This window comes from Zobellella sp. DQSA1, from assembly GCF_041950555.1.
GTDB lineage: Bacteria > Pseudomonadota > Gammaproteobacteria > Enterobacterales > Aeromonadaceae > Oceanimonas.
On record NZ_CP169531.1, the window covers coordinates 3269190 to 3287798 of the forward strand.

15 protein-coding genes and 4 tRNA genes are annotated in these 18609 nt (G+C 62.0%); 8 read left to right on the forward strand and 11 right to left on the reverse strand.

Annotation, left to right across the window (positions count from 1 at the left end):
- Position 1: 1 nt before the first annotated feature.
- Genes ACEVBK_RS15645 through ACEVBK_RS15655 form a run of 3 tightly spaced genes read right to left on the reverse strand, consistent with a single transcriptional unit; the run spans position 2 to position 3277 of the window.
- Positions 2 to 1318: an N-acetylmuramoyl-L-alanine amidase gene (locus tag ACEVBK_RS15645; RefSeq protein ID WP_375055830.1), complete on the reverse strand. Its 1317-nt coding sequence runs from the start codon at positions 1316 to 1318 to the stop codon at positions 2 to 4.
- On the reverse strand, positions 1315 to 1782 hold the full coding sequence (gene tsaE, locus ACEVBK_RS15650) for a tRNA (adenosine(37)-N6)-threonylcarbamoyltransferase complex ATPase subunit type 1 TsaE (RefSeq protein WP_375055831.1): 468 nt from the start codon (positions 1780 to 1782) through the stop codon (positions 1315 to 1317). The genes ACEVBK_RS15645 and tsaE overlap by 4 nt, the downstream gene beginning before the upstream one ends.
- A complete protein-coding gene (locus ACEVBK_RS15655) occupies positions 1769 to 3277 on the reverse strand; it encodes an NAD(P)H-hydrate dehydratase (protein WP_375055832.1) in 1509 nt (502 codons plus the stop codon). The genes tsaE and ACEVBK_RS15655 overlap by 14 nt, the downstream gene beginning before the upstream one ends.
- On the opposite strand from ACEVBK_RS15655, the gene queG reads away from it, so the two are divergent.
- The gene (gene queG, locus ACEVBK_RS15660; protein ID WP_375055833.1) at positions 3276 to 4403 is read left to right on the forward strand and encodes a tRNA epoxyqueuosine(34) reductase QueG; all 1128 of its coding nucleotides are present in this window, start codon (positions 3276 to 3278) and stop codon (positions 4401 to 4403) included. The genes ACEVBK_RS15655 and queG overlap by 2 nt on opposite strands.
- Positions 4404 to 4482: 79 nt before the next feature.
- Here queG and ACEVBK_RS15665 read toward each other — a convergent pair.
- The 5 genes from ACEVBK_RS15665 to orn all read right to left on the reverse strand — a co-directional run bounded on the left by ACEVBK_RS15665 (position 4483) and on the right by orn (position 5889).
- Positions 4483 to 4558 (reverse strand) — tRNA-Gly (locus ACEVBK_RS15665).
- A gap of 138 nt (positions 4559 to 4696) precedes the next feature.
- A tRNA-Gly gene (locus tag ACEVBK_RS15670) sits at positions 4697 to 4772 on the reverse strand.
- A gap of 138 nt (positions 4773 to 4910) precedes the next feature.
- Positions 4911 to 4986: transfer RNA gene (locus ACEVBK_RS15675), tRNA-Gly, on the reverse strand.
- A 136-nt stretch (positions 4987 to 5122) separates the two neighbouring features.
- Positions 5123 to 5198: transfer RNA gene (locus ACEVBK_RS15680), tRNA-Gly, on the reverse strand.
- A gap of 145 nt (positions 5199 to 5343) precedes the next feature.
- A complete protein-coding gene (gene orn, locus ACEVBK_RS15685; RefSeq protein WP_375055834.1) occupies positions 5344 to 5889 on the reverse strand; it encodes an oligoribonuclease in 546 nt (181 codons plus the stop codon).
- Positions 5890 to 5976: 87 nt separating this feature from the next.
- On the opposite strand from orn, the gene rsgA reads away from it, so the two are divergent.
- From rsgA to ACEVBK_RS15715, 6 genes are all read left to right on the forward strand, one after another.
- Positions 5977 to 7011: a small ribosomal subunit biogenesis GTPase RsgA gene (rsgA, locus tag ACEVBK_RS15690; protein ID WP_375055835.1), complete on the forward strand. Its 1035-nt coding sequence runs from the start codon at positions 5977 to 5979 to the stop codon at positions 7009 to 7011.
- Between the two features lie 30 nt (positions 7012 to 7041).
- The gene (gene asd / locus ACEVBK_RS15695) at positions 7042 to 7902 is read left to right on the forward strand and encodes an archaetidylserine decarboxylase (protein WP_375055836.1); all 861 of its coding nucleotides are present in this window, start codon (positions 7042 to 7044) and stop codon (positions 7900 to 7902) included.
- A gap of 39 nt (positions 7903 to 7941) precedes the next feature.
- On the forward strand, positions 7942 to 11361 hold the full coding sequence (mscM, locus tag ACEVBK_RS15700; protein WP_375055837.1) for a miniconductance mechanosensitive channel MscM: 3420 nt from the start codon (positions 7942 to 7944) through the stop codon (positions 11359 to 11361).
- Entirely contained in the window at positions 11345 to 12745 is a 1401-nt protein-coding gene (locus ACEVBK_RS15705) for an SLC13 family permease (protein WP_375055838.1), read from the forward strand. The genes mscM and ACEVBK_RS15705 overlap by 17 nt, the downstream gene beginning before the upstream one ends.
- Entirely contained in the window at positions 12742 to 13629 is an 888-nt protein-coding gene (locus ACEVBK_RS15710; protein ID WP_375055839.1) for a LysR substrate-binding domain-containing protein, read from the forward strand. The genes ACEVBK_RS15705 and ACEVBK_RS15710 overlap by 4 nt, the downstream gene beginning before the upstream one ends.
- A gap of 94 nt (positions 13630 to 13723) precedes the next feature.
- A complete protein-coding gene (locus ACEVBK_RS15715; protein ID WP_375055840.1) occupies positions 13724 to 14218 on the forward strand; it encodes a DUF4136 domain-containing protein in 495 nt (164 codons plus the stop codon).
- A gap of 1 nt (position 14219) precedes the next feature.
- On the opposite strand, the gene epmA is transcribed toward ACEVBK_RS15715, so the two are convergent.
- The 3 genes from epmA to ACEVBK_RS15730 all read right to left on the reverse strand — a co-directional run bounded on the left by epmA (position 14220) and on the right by ACEVBK_RS15730 (position 17245).
- Positions 14220 to 15194, reverse strand: a complete 975-nt coding sequence (gene epmA, locus ACEVBK_RS15720; RefSeq protein ID WP_375055841.1) for an elongation factor P--(R)-beta-lysine ligase — start codon at positions 15192 to 15194, stop codon at positions 14220 to 14222.
- Between the two features lie 54 nt (positions 15195 to 15248).
- A complete protein-coding gene (locus tag ACEVBK_RS15725; protein WP_375055842.1) occupies positions 15249 to 15647 on the reverse strand; it encodes a VOC family protein in 399 nt (132 codons plus the stop codon).
- Between the two features lie 92 nt (positions 15648 to 15739).
- Positions 15740 to 17245 carry a solute carrier family 23 protein gene (locus ACEVBK_RS15730; RefSeq protein WP_375055843.1) on the reverse strand — a complete coding sequence of 502 codons (1506 nt, stop codon included), beginning with the start codon at positions 17243 to 17245 and terminating at the stop codon, positions 15740 to 15742.
- A gap of 320 nt (positions 17246 to 17565) precedes the next feature.
- Between ACEVBK_RS15730 and ACEVBK_RS15735 the strand changes: the two genes are divergently transcribed.
- Positions 17566 to 18609, forward strand: a complete 1044-nt coding sequence (locus ACEVBK_RS15735; RefSeq protein WP_375055844.1) for a GMP reductase — start codon at positions 17566 to 17568, stop codon at positions 18607 to 18609.

Below are 18609 nucleotides of genomic sequence, written 5' to 3' on the forward strand. Positions count from 1 at the left end.
ATCAGCTCCCCGGAATATCCAGTACCTGGCCAATGCGCACCACATCGGACTGCAATCGATTATGGCCTTTTAGCAGGCTGACACTGATACCGTAGCGCTGGGCGATCAGCGACAGGCTTTCCCCGGAGCGGACCGTATGCTGGCGCGCGCCGCCCTGGGCTGGCTGACTGGCCATCATGGTGCCGCTGGGCGGGTTCTGCCGGTAATAGGACTTCACGCCGTTGAACACCGCCTGGGCGATCTTCTGCTGATGATCGGCAGTGATCAGCAACTGCTCCTCCTGGGGATTGGAGATAAAGCCAGCCTCGATCAGGATGGAGGGAATATCCGGCGACTTCAATACCGCCAGGCTCGCATGCTCGGGCTTGCTCTTGTGCAGACGCACCACACGCCCCATGGCCGACAGAATATGCTCGCTGATGGCGTAGCTGTCGGCCCGGGACCTGTCCATCGACAGGTCGAGGAAAGTTCGGGTCAGATAGGGGTTGCCGTCGGTCTGGGAGATCACTTCCCCCACTCCGCCGAGCAACTCGGATTGGCGTTCCTGTTTTTCCAGCCAACTGGCCATTTCCCGGTTGGCCCGGTTGGACGACAGCACCCAGACAGAGGCCCCGCGCGGGCCCTGGTTGGCGACACTGTCGGCGTGAATGGACAACAACAGATCCGCCTTGGCCTTGCGGGCAATTTCAGAGCGCTGGTTAAGGTTGACGAAGTAATCTCCGGTACGGGTCAGCACCGCCCTCATGCCCGGCTCCTGGTTGATAAGTTCGGCCAGGCGACGGGAGACAGACAGAGTAATGTGTTTTTCCCGGTTTTTGCGCGGCCCTATGGCCCCCGGGTCTTCCCCGCCGTGGCCGGGATCGATGGCCACCACGATTTCTTTCTGGCCCACCGGCGCCGCGGATCGTACTACCTGTTGCGGTGCCCGGCTCGAGTCGGCATAGGGCAGATCGACAACCAGGCGATGACCGTACTCTCCGGCCGGCGCCAGCGGGAACACCACCGGCTTGACCCCGGACGTGAGTTCAAAGACCAGCCGGTAACCGCCCGCCGTCGCCGGCTTGCTGTCCCGAATGCGGGTGATCAGTTCGCTGTTGTTGGTAATGGCACCAAAATTGACTCGGCTTTGGGTCTGCCGCAAATCCACCACCAGACGGTGGGGATCGTTGAGCATAAAATATTCGTAGTTGGGGGCCGATCCCATGTCCAGCACGATACGGGTATTGTCCGGCGAAGGCCAGATACGGATACTTTCCAGCTGATTGGCCCAGGCCGACACGCTGAACAGCATAAAGAAAAAAGCAACTATCGACTTCACGCTTGTACTTTCTCCAGCAACGCCACGCCTACCGAGGTGCGGGCCTCCAATAACGCCATGCGCCGCATGCCTTCATAGCTGAGGGTAATTTCCAGATCCGCCGGCGGCAGGATGCCATGACCTCGCTCCGGCCATTCGATCAGACACAAACTGTCCTGAGTAAAATAATCTCGAATGCCCATATATTCCAACTCTTCCGGGTCTGCCAGGCGATAAAGATCGAAGTGGTATATTTGCCAGGCCGGGGTCTGATAGGGCTCGACCAGGGTATAAGTCGGGCTTTTGACTTTTCCTTCATGGCCCAGGGCAGTGATAATTCCCCGACTGAGGGTCGTTTTACCGGCCCCCAGCTCGCCATGCAGAAAAATGACCGCGGCTTCGCTGCAGGCCTGGGCCAACTTTTGTCCCAGGGCCAGGGTCTCCCCTTCATCGTTTAATACCAGGGTCCACTTATTTATTGTCATTTTCATCTACTTGATTAATAAGGCTTCTTAGTGGAGATAACAAATCCGATGCCAGCAAGCCAAGCATTCCTTCGGCCGCCGCCCTGTCACCGGCCAGGCCGTGCAGGCACACCGCCAGGGGGGCCGCCAGGGCAGGGCTCACGCCCTGAGCCATAAAGGCGCCGATTATACCAGATAACAGGTCGCCCATACCCCCCGAGGCCATACCGGGATTACCATAATGACATAAACTGACATGGTGCTCATTCGCGATCAAGCTGCCGGCCCCCTTGAGCACCACCACACCACCATATTGCCGCTGGATGGTACGCACCGCCGCCATCCGATCCGCCTCAACGTCCGCCAGGCTGCACTCCAGCAGCACCGCGGCTTCCCCCGGATGCGGCGTCAATACCCAGGGCCGAACGGCCGGCAGGCGCACCTTGTTTCCGGCGAGAAAATACAGGGCATCCGCATCGATCACCATGGGCAGACCGCTGTCCATGGCCGCGTCGAACAAGGCCTCGGCCCATGGGTCGCGGCCCAGCCCCGGCCCCAGTACCAGTGCATCACCCCAGTCCCAGTGACTGAATTCCGGGAAGGCTGCCGTCATCAGCTCGGGCCGGTGCAAGTTCAGGAGCTGCGCATGTGCAGGATGACTGACGATGCGCACCAACCCGGTGGCGCAGCGCAGCGCCGCCTCCCCGGCCAGCCTGACGGCGCCATTCATGCCTTCATTGCCGCCCGCGATCAACAGCCGGCCGGCTTCGCCCTTGTGGGCTCCCTGCCGCCGGGTGGGCAGGGCCCTTCGTTCCTGCTCCCAGTGCAGCAGGCGGGCAACCGGCACCTGCTGCAAGCGGGGCTGGATACCCAGATCCGCCAGGCAGACCCGACCGCACACATCGGGTCCTCGCCCGGTCAGCAGGCCGGGTTTCAGCCCGACGAAACTCAGGGTAAGAGATGCCCGCACCGTCTCCCCCAGCAGCCGGCCGGTGTCGGCGCATAGGCCGGAAGGCAGATCCACCGACAGCACCGGCGCCCCGGTGTCGTTGATGCGCCGGATATGCTGGCGAACGGCTTCCCTCACCTCGCCCTTGAGACCGGTGCCGAGCAGAGCGTCGATGACCAGATCCGGACGGCCCTGCAGGGCGCCCAGGCTTTCGATGGCGCCGCCGTCAGCCCGGTAGTGATCCCGGGCCAGGGCCGCGTCCCCGGCCAGGGCATCGGCGTCCCCCAGTTGCACCAGTTGCACCCGAATGCCCGCCGACCGGGCCAGGCGAGCCACCACATAGCCATCGCCGCCGTTATTGCCGCCACCGGTAAAGACCCACCAGTGCCGGGCCTGTGGCCATTGCCGTCGGGCCAGCTCGAAGACCGCCAGACCGGCCCGGGACATCAGTTCGTACAGGGCGATGCCGGCGGACGCCGCCGCCTGCCTTTCCCCTTCCCGGATCTGCTCCGAGTCCCAGAGCGACTGTGTTAGACTATGGGGCTTTTCCAGACCGATAATGCTCATGATCACTCCCGACCTTGCCACTTTGGCTCACGATATCAAGCTCTGGGCAGCGGAGCTAGGCTTTGACCAGTTGGGCATCACCGATACCGACCTGGTCGCCCATGAGCCCCTGCTCGCCGACTGGTTGGACAAGGGCTACCACGGTGAGATGGAATACATGGCCCGCCACGGCATGATGCGCGCTCGTCCCCAGGAACTGCTGCCAGGCACCTTGCGGGTGATATCGGTGCGCATGAACTACCTGCCGGAGCAGGCCGCCATCGCCCGGGTGCTGAGCGACCCGGACAAAGGCTATATCAGCCGCTATGCCCTGGGCCGGGACTACCACAAGGTGCTGCGGGGCCGGCTGAAGAAGCTGGCCGACAGGATAGCGGAGCAGGCTCGGGATCTGGTCGCCCGCCCCTTCGTCGACTCGGCACCGATACTGGAGCGGCCACTGGCGGCCAAAGCCGGCATCGGCTGGGTGGGCAAACACTCGCTGTTGCTCAACCGCCAGCAGGGTTCCTTTTTCTTTCTGGGGGAGCTGCTGGTCAACCTGCCGCTGCCGGTAGATACCCCGGTGGAAGAAGGCTGCGGCAAGTGTGTGGCCTGCATCACCACCTGCCCCACCGGCGCCATCGTCGCCCCCTATGTGGTGGACGCCCGGCGCTGCATCTCCTACCTCACCATAGAGCTGGACGGCCCCATACCGGAACCCTTCCGTCCGTTAATGGGCAACCGCATCTACGGTTGCGACGACTGTCAGTTAATCTGCCCCTGGAACCGCTTCGCCGGGGCCAGCCGGGAGCCGGATTTTACTGCCCGGGATGACCTGCACGCCCCCGAGCTGCTCACCCTGTTTGCCTGGAGCGAAGCACACTTCCTGAAAATGACCGAAGGCAGCCCCATCCGTCGTATCGGCCATCGCCGCTGGCTGCGCAATATCGCCGTGGCCCTGGGCAACGCCCCCGCCTCGGAACACATCATTCAGACGCTGGAACAAAAACGGGAAGAGGTGGACGAGTTGGTGCGGGAACATATCGACTGGGCCCTGGCGCGGCAACGGGCCGGGCTGGCCCGGTCGGATCGCAAGACGGAGCGACTGATCCGCGCCGTGGACAAGGGCATGCCGGAGCATGCTCGGTGAAGGCCAGGTTGATACATCGGATACATCGAAGCCGTTTGCACGCACAAAAAAACCGACCCTGAGGTCGGCTTTTCTAATTTGGAGCGGGAAACGAGACTCGAACTCGCGACCCCAACCTTGGCAAGGTTGTGCTCTACCAACTGAGCTATTCCCGCATAACACTTCTAAACTTGTGTATGGGGCCGCGCCGCGACCCTCATCAACTTCAGCAAGGTCAAGCTCCATCAACTGAGCTATTCCCGCAGACTTTAACTTGCTTCGAACACCGGCTTGGTGACCCGCATTCTTTAATTTGGAGCGGGAAACGAGACTCGAACTCGCGACCCCAACCTTGGCAAGGTTGTGCTCTACCAACTGAGCTATTCCCGCATAACACTTCTAAACTTGTGCATGGGGCCGCGCCGCGACCCTCATCAACTTCAGCAAGGCCAAGCTCCATCCACTGAGCTATTCCCGCAGACTTTAACTTGCTTCGAACACCGGCTTGGTGACCCGCATTCTTTAATTTGGAGCGGGAAACGAGACTCGAACTCGCGACCCCAACCTTGGCAAGGTTGTGCTCTACCAACTGAGCTATTCCCGCATGATACTTCTAACTTGTGCATGGGGCCGCGTCGCGCCCCCCATCGCTTCAGCAAGGTCAGGCTCTACTAACAGTAGCTATTCCCGCAGACTTTAACTTGCTTCGAACACCGGCTTGGTGACCCGCATTCTTAATTTGGAGCGGGAAACGAGACTCGAACTCGCGACCCCAACCTTGGCAAGGTTGTGCTCTACCAACTGAGCTATTCCCGCATAAACCTTATCGTAACCAGCAATTTGCTTTGCAATTCCGTCTGGCTACGGGAGGCGAATTATACGAGCCGATTGATCGAATGCAAGATTTTTTTCGCCCCCGCTTATTGTTTGCTGAATTTACCAGCAGACGGGTGAAAAGCACTCAGATTTTGAACACCCTCTCCCGGTAGAACTGCAGTTCGGCGATGGATTCGCGGATATCGTCCAGAGCTTGGTGGCTGCCTGTTTTATTGAACTGAGCCAGCAGCCCCGGCTGCCAGCGACGCACCAGCTCCTTGACGGTACTGACGTCGATATTACGGTAATGGAAAAAGGCTTCCAGCTCCGGCATATGCCGCACCAGAAAGCGTCGATCCTGGCCGATGGAGTTGCCGCACAGGGGCGAGCTCTTCTCCGGCACCCACTGGCGCAGAAACGCCAGCGTCTGCTCCACCGCGTCGGCCTCGGCCACCGTGCTTGCCTGCACCCGCGCCACCAGCCCAGAGCCGGTATGAGTACGCACATTCCACTCGTCCATCTTGGCCAGTTCCGCCTCCGGCTGGTGGATGGCCAGCACCGGCCCTTCGGCCAGCACCTTCAGTTCCTTGTCGGTCACTATGCTGGCAATCTCGATAATCCGATGTTCGTCCGGCTCCAAGCCGGTCATTTCCAGATCGATCCAGACCAGGTTTTCTGCATTTTGGCTCATCTTGGGTCTCTAGCTGTATGGCAATGTAGGACAAGTTTGAGTGGGAAAGTGTATCATAGCCGCAGTGAAAACGGGTTCGAGGACATCGTGACCAAGAAAAAACAGCTCAGCAAAGGCCAGAAGCGCCGGGTAAGTGATAATCACAGCCGGCGGCTCAAGCGCCAGCAGGTGGAAACCATTGATGACAGCCTGCTCGGTCAGCCCCAGGAAGGGGTGGTGATCAGCCGCTTCGGCCAGCACGCCGACATCGAAGACCATGAAGGCCGTATCCATCGCTGCAATCTGCGCCGGACCCTGAGCTCCCTGGTCACCGGCGATCGGGTGGTATGGCGCCCGGGCGTGGAAGCCATGCAAGGCATTAGCGGCGTGGTGGAAGCGGTGCACCCCCGCCAGACCGTGCTCACCCGTCCCGACTACTACGACGGCATCAAGCCGGTAGCCGCCAATATCGACCAGATAGTGGTGGTGTCGGCGGTATTGCCCGAGCTCAGCTGCCACATCATCGACCGCTACCTGGTCGCGGCCGAGGATGTCGAAATGCCGCCGATGATAGTGCTGAACAAGGTGGATCTGCTGACCGACGAACAGCGCCGGCAGGCGGAGCAGGCCCTGCAACGCTACCGGGATATCGGGTACCAGGTGCTGCTGGTCAGTTGTGACACCGGCGAAGGCCTGGAGCAACTCAAGCTGGCGCTTAACGATCACACCAGCATCTTTATCGGCCAGTCTGGTGTCGGCAAGTCGTCCCTGGTCAATGCGGTGATGCCCCACGTGGAAGCCACCACCGGCGCCGTGTCCGATAACTCCGGTCTGGGCCAGCACACCACCACTACCGCCCGGCTCTATCATTTCCCGTCCGGCGGCTCCCTTGTCGACTCGCCGGGCATCCGTGAGTTTTCCCTCTGGCACCTGCCTCCCGAGCGGGTGGCCTGGTGCTTCCGCGAATTTCGGCATTACCTCGGCGGCTGCCGCTTCCGCGACTGCAAGCACGGCACCGATCCGGGCTGCCTGCTGCAACAGGCCAGGACGGATGGCCATATCCATCCCGAGCGGCTCGACAGCTACCATCGCATCATGGATGCCATGGCGGACAAACCCAGCCGCCACCATCCCAAATCCTGATCCTTTTCCCTGTCATTGTTCGGACTCCCTATGATCGATAGCCTTAAAATTCTGTTGCAATACCTGCTACCCAAACACCTGATATCCCGTCTGGTCGGCCGTCTCGCGGCCATGGAAGGTGGCCGCCTCACCCAGTGGCTGATCCGCCGCTTTATCCAACGCTACCGGGTAGACATGAACGAAGCCCAATATCCGGATCCGGGCCACTACCAGAGCTTCAACGACTTCTTTACCCGCCCGCTCAGGGAAGGGGTGCGCCCGCTGGTGGAAGGCGAAGAAACCCTCGCCATGCCGGTGGACGGTGCCATCAGCCAGTTGGCCTCCATCCAGCAGGGCCGCATTATCCAGGCCAAGGGCCACGACTACAGCGCCCGGGGCCTGCTCGGCGGCGACAAGGCCCTGGCCGAACCCTTCATGGGCGGCGACTTCGCTACCATCTACCTGGCGCCCAAGGACTATCATCGCATCCACATGCCCCTCGACGGGGTACTCAGGACCATGATCTACGTGCCCGGCGAGCTGTTCTCGGTCAACCCACTCACCGCCGAGCGGGTGCCCGAACTCTTTGCCCGCAACGAGCGGGTAGTGTGCGTCTTCGATACCGCCGCCGGGCCCATGGCCCTGGTGCTGGTGGGCGCCACCATAGTGGCCAGCATCGAAACCGTGTGGGCCGGCACCATCACCCCGCCCGCGGGAAAACGCGTGCAGCGCTGGGATTACGATCCGGCCACGGCGCCGCGCCTGGCCAAGGGCGAGGAGATGGGCCGTTTCAAACTGGGCAGCACCGTGGTCTGCCTGTTTGCCCCCGGCCGGGTCGAATTGTCCGAAACGTTCCAGCCCGGCACTCCCACCCGCATGGGCACCGAATTCGGACGCCTGCTGCGGGGCTGAGCCCTCACAGGCTTTAATCCCTAACATCGAGAGTCAGCCGTGTTTGCCCCCATACTGCTGTTTTTTGCCCTCCTGTTGCTGCCGGCCCCGGTGCCGGCAGATCAGAGCGTCGCCGACATCGAGGCCCTGCTGGCCGAAATCCCCGAGGGGGACAGGCCCGAACTGCAGAAATTGCGCGACAGCTACAACCAGGCCCTGCAACTGGTACGCGAAAGCGAACGCTATCGCAAGCAGGCCCAGACACTCCGGCGGTTCATGGATGACTACCCGGCCGAGCTCAGGAAGCTGGAACGCGAACGGTCCGGGCTCAAGCCCACCGCCACCGGCAACATCCCCCGTCTGGACGAAGAGGCGGTGCAGCAGTCCCTAGTCGATGCCCAGGCCCGACGCCTGGAACTCAGGCGCCAGCGGGACGATCTCGCCAATACCCTCAACCTGCAGGAACTGGGGGCAGGTGATCAGCACAGCCTGCTGGACGATCTGCGCCAGCAACTACGTCGTACCCAGCAAAATCTGGATGAACTGCAATTCTCGGACAGCCAGAGCCGGCAACAGACGGCCAACCGCGTACTGGCCCTGGTGCGTGAACAGAGTCTGCAAACCCGCATCCAGACGCTGGAACTGGAGCAGCTGTCCGCCGGCAACAGGGACAACCTCAACCGACTGAAGCTGGATATCGCCCAGGCCCGGTTGCAGGATCTGGATACCTATATCGACGCCCTGCAAAACCGCCAGAACGAGTTGCGCCGGGCCACCACCGAGGCCGCCATCGCCGAGAGCGAACGCCTGCAGGACGAGTTCGGGGCCGACGCTCCCCTGCTGGCAGCCCAGCAGGAAATCAACCAGCGGCTGTCCACCGAGCTCGCGCAGAAGAGCCGAGAGGTCGAGGCGCTGCAGCTGGAATACCAGGCGGCGGAACGGGCCGCCTCCGAGCTGTCTACCATGAAGGCCAACCTCAAGGAGCAGCTGGAATGGCTGCAGGTCAGTCGGGGCTTTGGCGAAAACCTGCGCAACCGCCTGAACGAGCTGCCATCCTCCTATTCCCTGCCCCAGCTGGAGGCCCGGATCGTGCAGAGCCGGGTTGACAAGTACGGCTACCAGGAGTCCCTCGACAGCCTGCGCACCGGCAACTACCGCACCAGTCTGCTGCTGAGCGAGCAGGCCGAGGGCCTGACCGACGCCCAGTTGACCCAGCTCGATGAACTGCTGGCCACTCAACGCCGGTTGCTGGAGCAGTTGGTCGGCGCCACCGACAACCAGATCCATGAACAGACCCGACTCAAGGTCGCCTACAGTCGGCAAAACAGTCAATTGGCCGAAATTCGGACCCTCACCGACGAGCGGCTGTTCTGGTTGCCGGATCTGCGTCCCATCGGCAGCCAGTTTCCCCAGGCCCTGATGGAAACCCTGGGCTGGCTGCTGACCGCCAGCACCTGGACTGCCCTGCCCCAGTCCCTGCTGCTGCAGGGCGGCGCCAGCCTCAGCCTGTACGGCGTCAGTTCCATGATGGTGCTCTACCTCTGGTTCCTGAGCCGGCGCAGCCTGCGCGATTACCTGGAGAAAATCAGCCCGCGTATCGGCAACGTTACCCAGGACAAGTACGACTACACCTTCAACACCCTGCTACTCAGCCTGCTCACCGCCCTGCCGCTGCCGGCCTTATTATCGCTGCTCTCCAGGGCCATCGACTCACCCTGGGCGCCGCCGGTGGTGCTGGCCCTGTCCCATGCCTTGGGCAAGCTGATGCTGCCGGTGTTCATCCTGATGTTCATCGGCAACCTGATGATGAACAAGGGCCTGCTGGTGGTGCACTTCAACCTGCCACGGGAGCAGGTGCGCCGGGTCTGGCGCCAGTTCCAAACCTTGGTGTTGACCATGCTGCCGGCCCTGCTGCTGTTCTACACCGCCCAGGAATACCGGGAGTTTTCCCTCTACGACACCCTGGGCCGGCTCGGCTTCATGTTCATCTGCCTGCTGCTCAGCCTGTTCTCCTGGCGCCTGTACCGGGCGGATCTGCCGCTGCTGGTGTCCACCCCCCGCCGGGAGCACCTGACCCTGGTCAACCACCTGCTATGGGGACTGCTGATCCTGGCGCCGCTGCTGTCCCTGGTCGCCACCGCCATGGGCTACCTTTTTACCGCCCATACCCTGCTGCGCCAACTGGAGATCTCGGTGCTGGTGGGCATCAGCTTCCTGATGGCCTATTTCCTGGTCCGTCGCTGGATGCTGATCCAGCGCCGGCGGTTGGCCTTCGAGCGGGCCAAGGCCCGGCGCGCGGAAATCCTGGCCCAGCGTAAAGAGCACAAGGAAAAGGAAGAAACGATGGAAACCCCGCCCAGTCCGGAGGCGGAAGCCGCCGCCGTGGCCGAGGTGGACCTGGATACCATCAGCGCCCAGTCCCTGGGGTTACTGCGTTCGGTGCTGATGCTGGGCTATATCCTCAGCCTGATGCTGCTGTGGTCGGAGATCAACACCGCCTTCAGCTTCCTCGACAGCATCCAGGTCTGGCAGGTTTCCACCAGCCTGGCCGGGGAAGACACCCTGGTTCCCATCTCGCTCAAGGATCTGGTGATCGCCCTGTTCGTGGTGGTGCTCACCTGGATCACCGCCCGCAACCTGCCCGGCCTGATGGAGCTCAGCCTGCTGCAGCACCTGAACCTCTCTCCCGGCACCGGTTTCGCCATCACCACCATGTCAAAATATGTCGTGCTGATGGTCGGCGCCTTCACCACCTTCGCCATGCTCGGCATCGACTGGTCCAAGACCCAGTGGCTGGTGGCCGCCCTGTCGGTGGGCCTCGGTTTCGGCCTGCAGGAGATCTTCGCCAACTTCGTGTCCGGCCTGATCATCCTGTTCGAAAAGCCGATCCGTATCGGCGACACCGTCACCATTCGCGAGCTCACCGGCACCATCTCCAAGATCAAGACCCGGGCCACCACCATAGTGGACTGGGACAGGCGAGAAATTATCGTGCCCAACAAGGCCTTTATCACCGAGCAGTTCGTCAACTGGTCCCTGTCCGACGCCATCACCCGGGTCAAGCTGCTGGTACGGGTACGGCTGGATGCGGACATCGAACTGGTGCAGCGTTTGACCCACGAGGCGATAAAGGAATGCAGCCTGATCCTGGACAATCCCATCCCCGAAGTATTCCTGATAGAGTTGACCGACTCGGCCCTGGTGTACGAAGTGCGGGTCTATGTGGAAGACATGAGCCACCGCATGCCCATGACCCACGAGTTGCACAACCTGCTGCTGGCCCGGTTGCGCGGGCACCAGATCCAGATCCCGCACCAGCAGGTCGACATCCGCCTGATAAGCGAGCAGACCATCAACGCGTCCGTGCGAGGTCATGATATCAACGCGCCCGCGCGAGGTCATGATATCAACGGACCCGTTCGAGGCCATGACGCCAAAATCAACACGTCCGTGCGAGGTCCAGATGCCAAACCACGTTAAACTGCTGATCGCCCTGCTGCTGCCGCTGGTGGTGCTGAACTTGCCCGCCGAACTGCTGCCACTGCCCGACCCCAGCCTGGTCGAACAGCGGCTGCTGGCCATCTTCCTGCTCGCCGCCCTGTTGTGGGTGCTGGAGCCGGTGCCGGTGTTTGCCACTTCCCTGCTGATCATCGGCCTGCTGCTGGTCACGGTGTCGGACCAGGCCGCCGTCTGGTTCCTGCGGGAGGACGCTGGCCAGCCCCTGGGCGAGCTGTTGCCCTACCAGGCCATCATGGGCAGCTTCGCCTCCCCCATCATCATCCTCTTCCTGGGCGGCTTCGCCCTGGCCCTGGGCGCGGCCAAGTACAGACTCGACACCAACCTGGCCAACTATCTGCTGCGTCCCTTTATGGCCAGCCACGACAGGCTGATGCTGGGCGTCATGCTGATCACGGCGCTGTTCTCCATGTTCATGTCCAACACCGCCACCACCCTGATGATGCTCACCATCATGGGGCCGGTGTTCGCCAGCCTCGGGCTGCAGGCGCCATCCACCCGCGGCCTGCTGCTGGCCATACCCATCGCCGCCAACCTGGGCGGCATCGGCACCCCCATCGGCACTCCGCCCAACGCCATCGCCCTGCAGTACATGGCCAACCCGGTCGACTTCCTGACCTGGATGGCCTTCGCCGTGCCCCTAGTGCTGGTGCTGCTGCTCGCCTCCTGGCGGCTACTGCTCCGGCTTTACCCTGCCGCCGAGCTGGGCCTGTGCCTGACTCTGAGCAGCAAGTTTGTGCGCGGGCCCCGGCCCTGGCTGCTCTACATCACTTTCGCCCTGACCATACTGTTGTGGCTCACCTCTTTCTGGCACGGCATGAACAGCTATGTGGTGGCCATCATCCCGTTGGTGGTGTTCAGCCTCACCGGCATCATCACCCCTTCGGACCTGCAGAAGATCAACTGGGATGTGCTCTGGCTGGTGGCGGGGGGCATCGCCCTGGGGCTGGCCCTGGATCAGTCGGGGCTGGCGCGCAAGCTGGCCCTGTCACTGCCCCTCGAGCATCTGCCCGGCGCGGCCATACTGCTCAGCCTGCTGTTGGTGTGCTTCCTGCTGGCCAACGTCATGTCCAACACCGCCACCGCCAACCTGATACTACCGATCACCGCCGCCGTGGCCACCGGCTACGACGGCATGGCCGACTATGGCCTGGATACGGCCCTGGTGCTGGTGGCCCTGTCCTGCTCCCTGGGCATGATACTGCCGGTGAGCACCCCGCCCAATGCCCTGGCCTACGCCACCGGCCTGGTCACCACCAAGGACATGCTGCGTACCGGCCTGGCGATAGGCGCCTTCGGCCTAGTGCTGCTGTTCATCATTATGCTGGTGCTGGGCGCCCTGGGATGAACTTTACCCTCAAGCAGTTGCGGCTGTTTGTCTGCATAGCGGAAAACGGCAGCCTGAGCCGGGCCGCCGAACTGCTGGCCATGACCCAGTCGGCGGCCACCATGTCGCTGCAGGAGCTGGAGCGTCAGCTCAACCACCCCCTGTTCGATCGGGTCGGCCGCAGACTCAAGCTCAACGCCTGGGGGCTCTGGCTACTGCCCCGGGCCCAGAAAATACTGGCCGAGAGCTACCTCATCGAGCAGGGATTCAAGGGCAAAAGCCCCATCGCCGGGCAGCTGCGCCTGGGTGCAAGCCGCACCATCGCCGACTGCTGGATCCCCGAGCTGGTGGAATACAGCTCCCGCCGCTATCCCCAGCTCGACATCAGCCTGGCGGTGGACAACACCCACAGCCTGTTGCAGCAGCTGTACCAGGGCAGGCTGGAAATGGCGCTGATTGAAGCTCACGCCCAGGAAAAATGGTTGCGGTTGGAACCCTGGTGCCAGGACGAACTGGTCATCGTTTGCCGGCCGCAGCACCCTCTGTCCCGGGAGCAGAACGTAACCCTGGCGCAACTGGCGGAATGCGAATGGATACTGCGCGAGTCCGGCTCCGGCACCCGGGATACCTTCGAGCAGGCCCTCGCCGGCCGGCTCGGCCCCCTGAACATTCGCCAGGAATACCCGCACCTGCCCACCATCAAGCGGCTGCTGCTGTCCCGCCCCTGGCTCAGTTGCATGTCGCGCCTGAGCGTAGCCGACGAACTGGCCGCCGGCACCCTGGTGGCCTTGCCGGTGGCGGAGCTCGTGCTCAGCCGCTTTTTCTATTTCGCCTGGCACAAGGACAGGGGCGATCATCCCTCGCGCATGGCGCTGATCGAACTGGCCAGGGAAATCCTGCTTTGAGTAATACCGTCGGGGAAAATGGCGACCACGGCCTCTTGCAACTTTCCCTCCGGCCGGGTCTAAATAAGAAAGACCCCGGCCGGAGATCACGCTTATGCTACGCCTACTGCTTCTTGCCCTGCTGTTGAGCGGCTGCGCCGCCCCCTATGACTACGCCGAAGACACCGACTTCAACCGCTTCACCAGTGTCGCCCTGGCTCCCACGGCAGACCGTCAATCCCTGGACGGCGCCCGCATCACCACCTCGGTCCTGGCCCTGCTGCCGGGACACGGCCTGCGCCTGGCAGAGCCCGACCGGGCATCGCTCTGGCTGAACTACCGGCTGGTGGAAGAAACCCGGCTGTTGACGGCAGCGCCACGGCTGACCTCGCGTCACGGACGTTTCTGGGACGACGACGAACGGGTCTATGGTGCGGTGCGGGAGCTCAAGCTCCTGCTCTGGCTGGAGGAACCCGGCAACGGCAGGATGGTGTGGAGCAGCAAGCATCCCCGCGCCTTTCCCGCCGAACGAATAAAAGGCGCCGAACGCAGCCGACGCATCGAACAACAGGTAGCGGAACTACTGGCCAACTACCCGCCCCGCCACTGAATCAGGCGCGAGTGACCGGAAAAGCGATCACCTGCTCCAGCCGCTCGGCCCCCAGCGCCAGCATGATCAGCCGGTCCATCCCCAACGCCACCCCGGCGCAGTCGGGCAGGCCGGCCTGCAGGGCCGCGAGCAGGTATTCATCTACCGGCCGGACAGCCAGTCCACGGGCGGCTCGCTCCTTGTTGTCATGCTCGAAGCGACGGCGCTGCTCGTCCGCATTGCTCAGTTCATGAAAACCATTGGCCAGTTCGATGCCCTTGAAGTAGACCTCGAACCGCTCCGCCACCCGCTCATCTTCCGGGCTGATGCGCGCCAGGGCCGCCTGGCTAGCAGGGAAGTGGTAGACGAAGCAGGGGGTACGCTGGCCGATGCGCGGCTCCACCCCCAAGGCAAACAGCAGCTGCAGCAGGGTGTCCCTGTCCTCCTCCCGGGCGACGAGGTCATCAGCTCCCAGCCCCCGGCCGGCCCGGCGCAGCTCATCGAGCGGCGCCGTCAGCGGGCAACTGCCCAGGGTGGTCATAAAGGCCTGCTGGTAGCTCAGCCGCTCAGGGTTTGTGCAACCCAGCACCCATTGCAGCAGTTCGGCCATCTCGTCCATCAGTTGATGATGATCGAAACCGGGCCGGTACCACTCCAGCATGGTGAACTCGGGGTTGTGCAGACGGCCCGACTCCTCGTTGCGATAGGCCTTGCAGATCTGGTAGATGGGCCCGCTACCCGCCGCCAGCAGCCGTTTCATATGAAATTCCGGCGAGGTCTGCAGGTAGAGCTCAAGCCCCGCGGCCATGCCCGGGCCGACGAAGCGGGTAATGAAGTTGTCCAGATGAACATCGGTCACCCCGGCGCTGGCCAGGGTCGGGGTATCCACCTCCAGCACCCCCCGTTCGGAGAAAAACTGGCGAACCTGTGCCAGCAGCCGGGCACGCTGTTGCAGAAAGGAAAGAGGGGCCGTGGGCGGCCAGGAGAAGGTCGTCATGGAATGATGGCACCAAAAATACGAATTTTACCCTTAAAATCGCGACTTGCCAGTTCAGGAAGGGCCTTTTAGCTCCACCTGGTTGCCTTCGGGGTCGAACACATAGACCGACGGGCCTTCACCTTCGGCACCGTAACGAAGCTGTGGCTCCTCGCAGATGACCCCGTTGCACTCCAGGTAGAGCAGCAGGGCATCGGGCTCGAAGGGGGTGATGCGCAGGCAGAAGTGATCCATATTGGCCTTGCACTGTTCCGCCGCCTCCCCGTCCCCGCCCAGGGGGCCACGGATGTCCACCAGATCGATAAGCTGGGCGCCGGCGCGCAACTGATAAAGGCCGATATCGCTTCTTTCCCGCTCCAGGGTACAACCCAGGATCCGGCAATAAAAATCCAGCATCCGCTCGGGCTGCCTCACCCTCAATACCAGATGATCCAGCCCCAGAATAGTGAACATGAACGCGCCCTCCCGTCAGGATGACAACAGCATGGCGTAAGTTTGAGCAAAATAAAAGGGTGCCTGGGCACCCTTCGAATCGCTATTCCGGTTCAATCTTCACCGATCACATGGTCATCGCGCTTTACCACCCCGGTGAAGGCGTAATAGGCAAACAGCAATGCCATCACCAGATAACCCATGACAAATTCCGGTGCTGCATAGAAGCCGAGCTTGGGGGCGTGCATCAGTCCCACAAAGGAAAACCCGGCGCTGCACAGGGCAAACACCATGGCCCGCTTGAAGGCGCCGTCGATCACGCAGACGGTCATGGCCCCCAGCATCATGGCGGTAAACATGGCGCCCTGGCCCAGGGGCACTATGCCGTCGGAAATGCGGCTGACCACCTCGCCGGCGGCATTGTTGAAGCGGGTCATCACATAGTTGGCGAAGTAGGGCAGCATGGCCAGGGCCACCGCCGGGTAGTATTTCTTGGCGTTGGTCTGGAAAGCCGTGGATACCATGGACATACCCACGAACACCAGGATAGGTGCCACCACCGCCACCGGTATCAGCGCCGAAATCACGGCGATCAGACCGAACATGGCCGCCAGTAGATAGACGACCCCGTTGACGATGCTGTAGCCACGGCCGGCTTTCATCCACTTTGCCCCCACGGTGGCGATGTAGACGGTGGTGGGGAACAGGCCGCCGAACAGGGCGCCGATCATGGTGCCTACCCCGTCCACCGCCTGGCATTCGCGCACATCGTACCTGTCACCGGCGGCTTCCATCGCCTCCACGTTGTTCATGGTTTCGATGGCGTTATACAGCGTAATGGGCAGCACCACGGTAAGAATACCGATCATCGAGCCAAACAGGTAAGTCATGCCATCGAACGCCGCCATGGAAGGCAGCACCGGATAGAAACCGAAATGAGACAGCCCTTCGGCAATCCTGGCGCTGTCGCTCGCGCCCAGCAGATAGGCCAGCAGGGTACCGAACACAATGGCGAACAAAGAGGCGGGCATGCGCAAGGGCAACACCACCCGGCCGACGATGCCGATGATGATCACCGCCAGCACGAACAGGCCAACCACCGGCATCTCCAGGGTCTTGAACATCATTTCACCGGCGATAAAGGTCAGGGCCACCCCGGCCACCGCCCCCAGCATGGCCGCCCGGGGCAGGTTGCGCTGCACCCAGCGGCCGATGATGCTCACCAGCACTTCCAGCAGGCCACTCAGGAAGCAGGCACCAACGGCTATTTTCCAGGCCAGCACCGGATCCCCGGTCATGGTCTTGGCCGGCAGCAGTACCCCGAACAGAAACACGAACATCACCGGCGTACTGATGCCGTAGGACAGGGCGGTCACATCGGTACGCTGTTCCTTATGGGCCAGTCGGTTGGCGGTATAGGCGTAATAGAAGTTGCCCACCAGCACGGCAATGGCCGCCCCCGGGATAACCTGTCCGAATACCAGCTCCTGAGGGAATCCCATCCCCAGCATGGTGATGGTGATAATGACGAAGTTGGCAATATTGTTCTGGAACAGGGCGAAGAAGGCATCGGTATCTTCTTTCTTGTACCAGGGATAATGAAAGCGCGGCTCGGCCACTGCGGGTTTCTCCTTTAGGTGATGATGCCGGCCCAACGATACCCGGCAAACGATTGCGTGTGTGTCTTGGCCGACTTCTGGCGGACGGCGTGAACCGGCTGATTATAGGCGAAAAATGGCGGCGACCAAGGCATTCTGTACTAAAAAGTCAGCTTTTTGGGTCAGGAATGGAGCCCACGCCATATAGTTACACATAAAGCAAATTGCTGATTTATGAGTCAGGATAGTTGCAAAAAAAATAACCCGTACTAGAATGCTGAAAACCGGGGGCCTAAAAAACCCCCGGTTTTTTTGTGCCTGTCACTTATCGAGGTTACACCATGCGTATCGAAGAAGACTTGAAACTGGGCTTTAGGGATGTGCTGTTTCGCCCCAAGCGTTCGATCCTCAACAGCCGTTCCCAGGTTGAACTGAACCGGGAGTTCACCTTTAAGCATTCAGGTCGTCGGTGGTCCGGGGTGCCGGTCATCGCCGCCAACATGGACACCGTGGGCACCTTTGCCATGGCCAGGGCCCTGGCCCGCCACGACATACTGACGGCGGTGCACAAGCATTACTCGGTAGCCGAGTGGCAGGCCTTTGTGCAGGGCGAGCGGGCCGAGACGCTGCGGCACGTGGTCGTTTCCAGCGGCACCTCCGACAATGACTTCGAGAAGCTGCAGCAGATCCTGGCCCTGTCCGACAAGCTCGGCTTTATCTGCATCGACGTCGCCAACGGTTACAGCGAGCACTTCACTTCTTTTGTCAGCAAGGTCCGCCAACATTGCCCGCGTCATACCATCATCGCCGGCAACGTGGTCACCGGTGAAATGGTGGAGGAGCTGATCCTCTCCGGTGCCGACATCGTCAAAGTGGGCATAGGCCCCGGCTCGGTATGCACCACCCGGGTCAAGACCGGGGTCGGCTATCCCCAGCTCTCGGCCATTATCGAATGCGCCGACGCCGCCCACGGCCTGGGCGGCCAGATCATCGGTGACGGCGGCTGCACCTGCCCCGGTGACGTGGCCAAGGCTTTCGGCGGCGGCGCCGACTTCGTGATGTTGGGCGGCATGCTGGCGGCCCACGAGGAATGCGGCGGCGAGATCGTCGAGCGGGACGGCAAGCAGTGGATGAAGTTCTATGGCATGAGCTCTTCCAGCGCCATGGAAAAGCACGCCGGCGGCGTGGCCAAGTACCGGGCCGCCGAGGGCAAGACCGTGGAGCTGCCCTATCGCGGGCCGGTGGAAGACAGCATTCAGGATATTCTCGGCGGTGTGCGCTCGACCTGTACCTATGTGGGTGCCCAGCGGCTGAAGGAGCTGACCAAGCGCACCACCTTCATCCGGGTGCGGGAGCAGGAAAACAACGTTTACGGCAAAGAATAA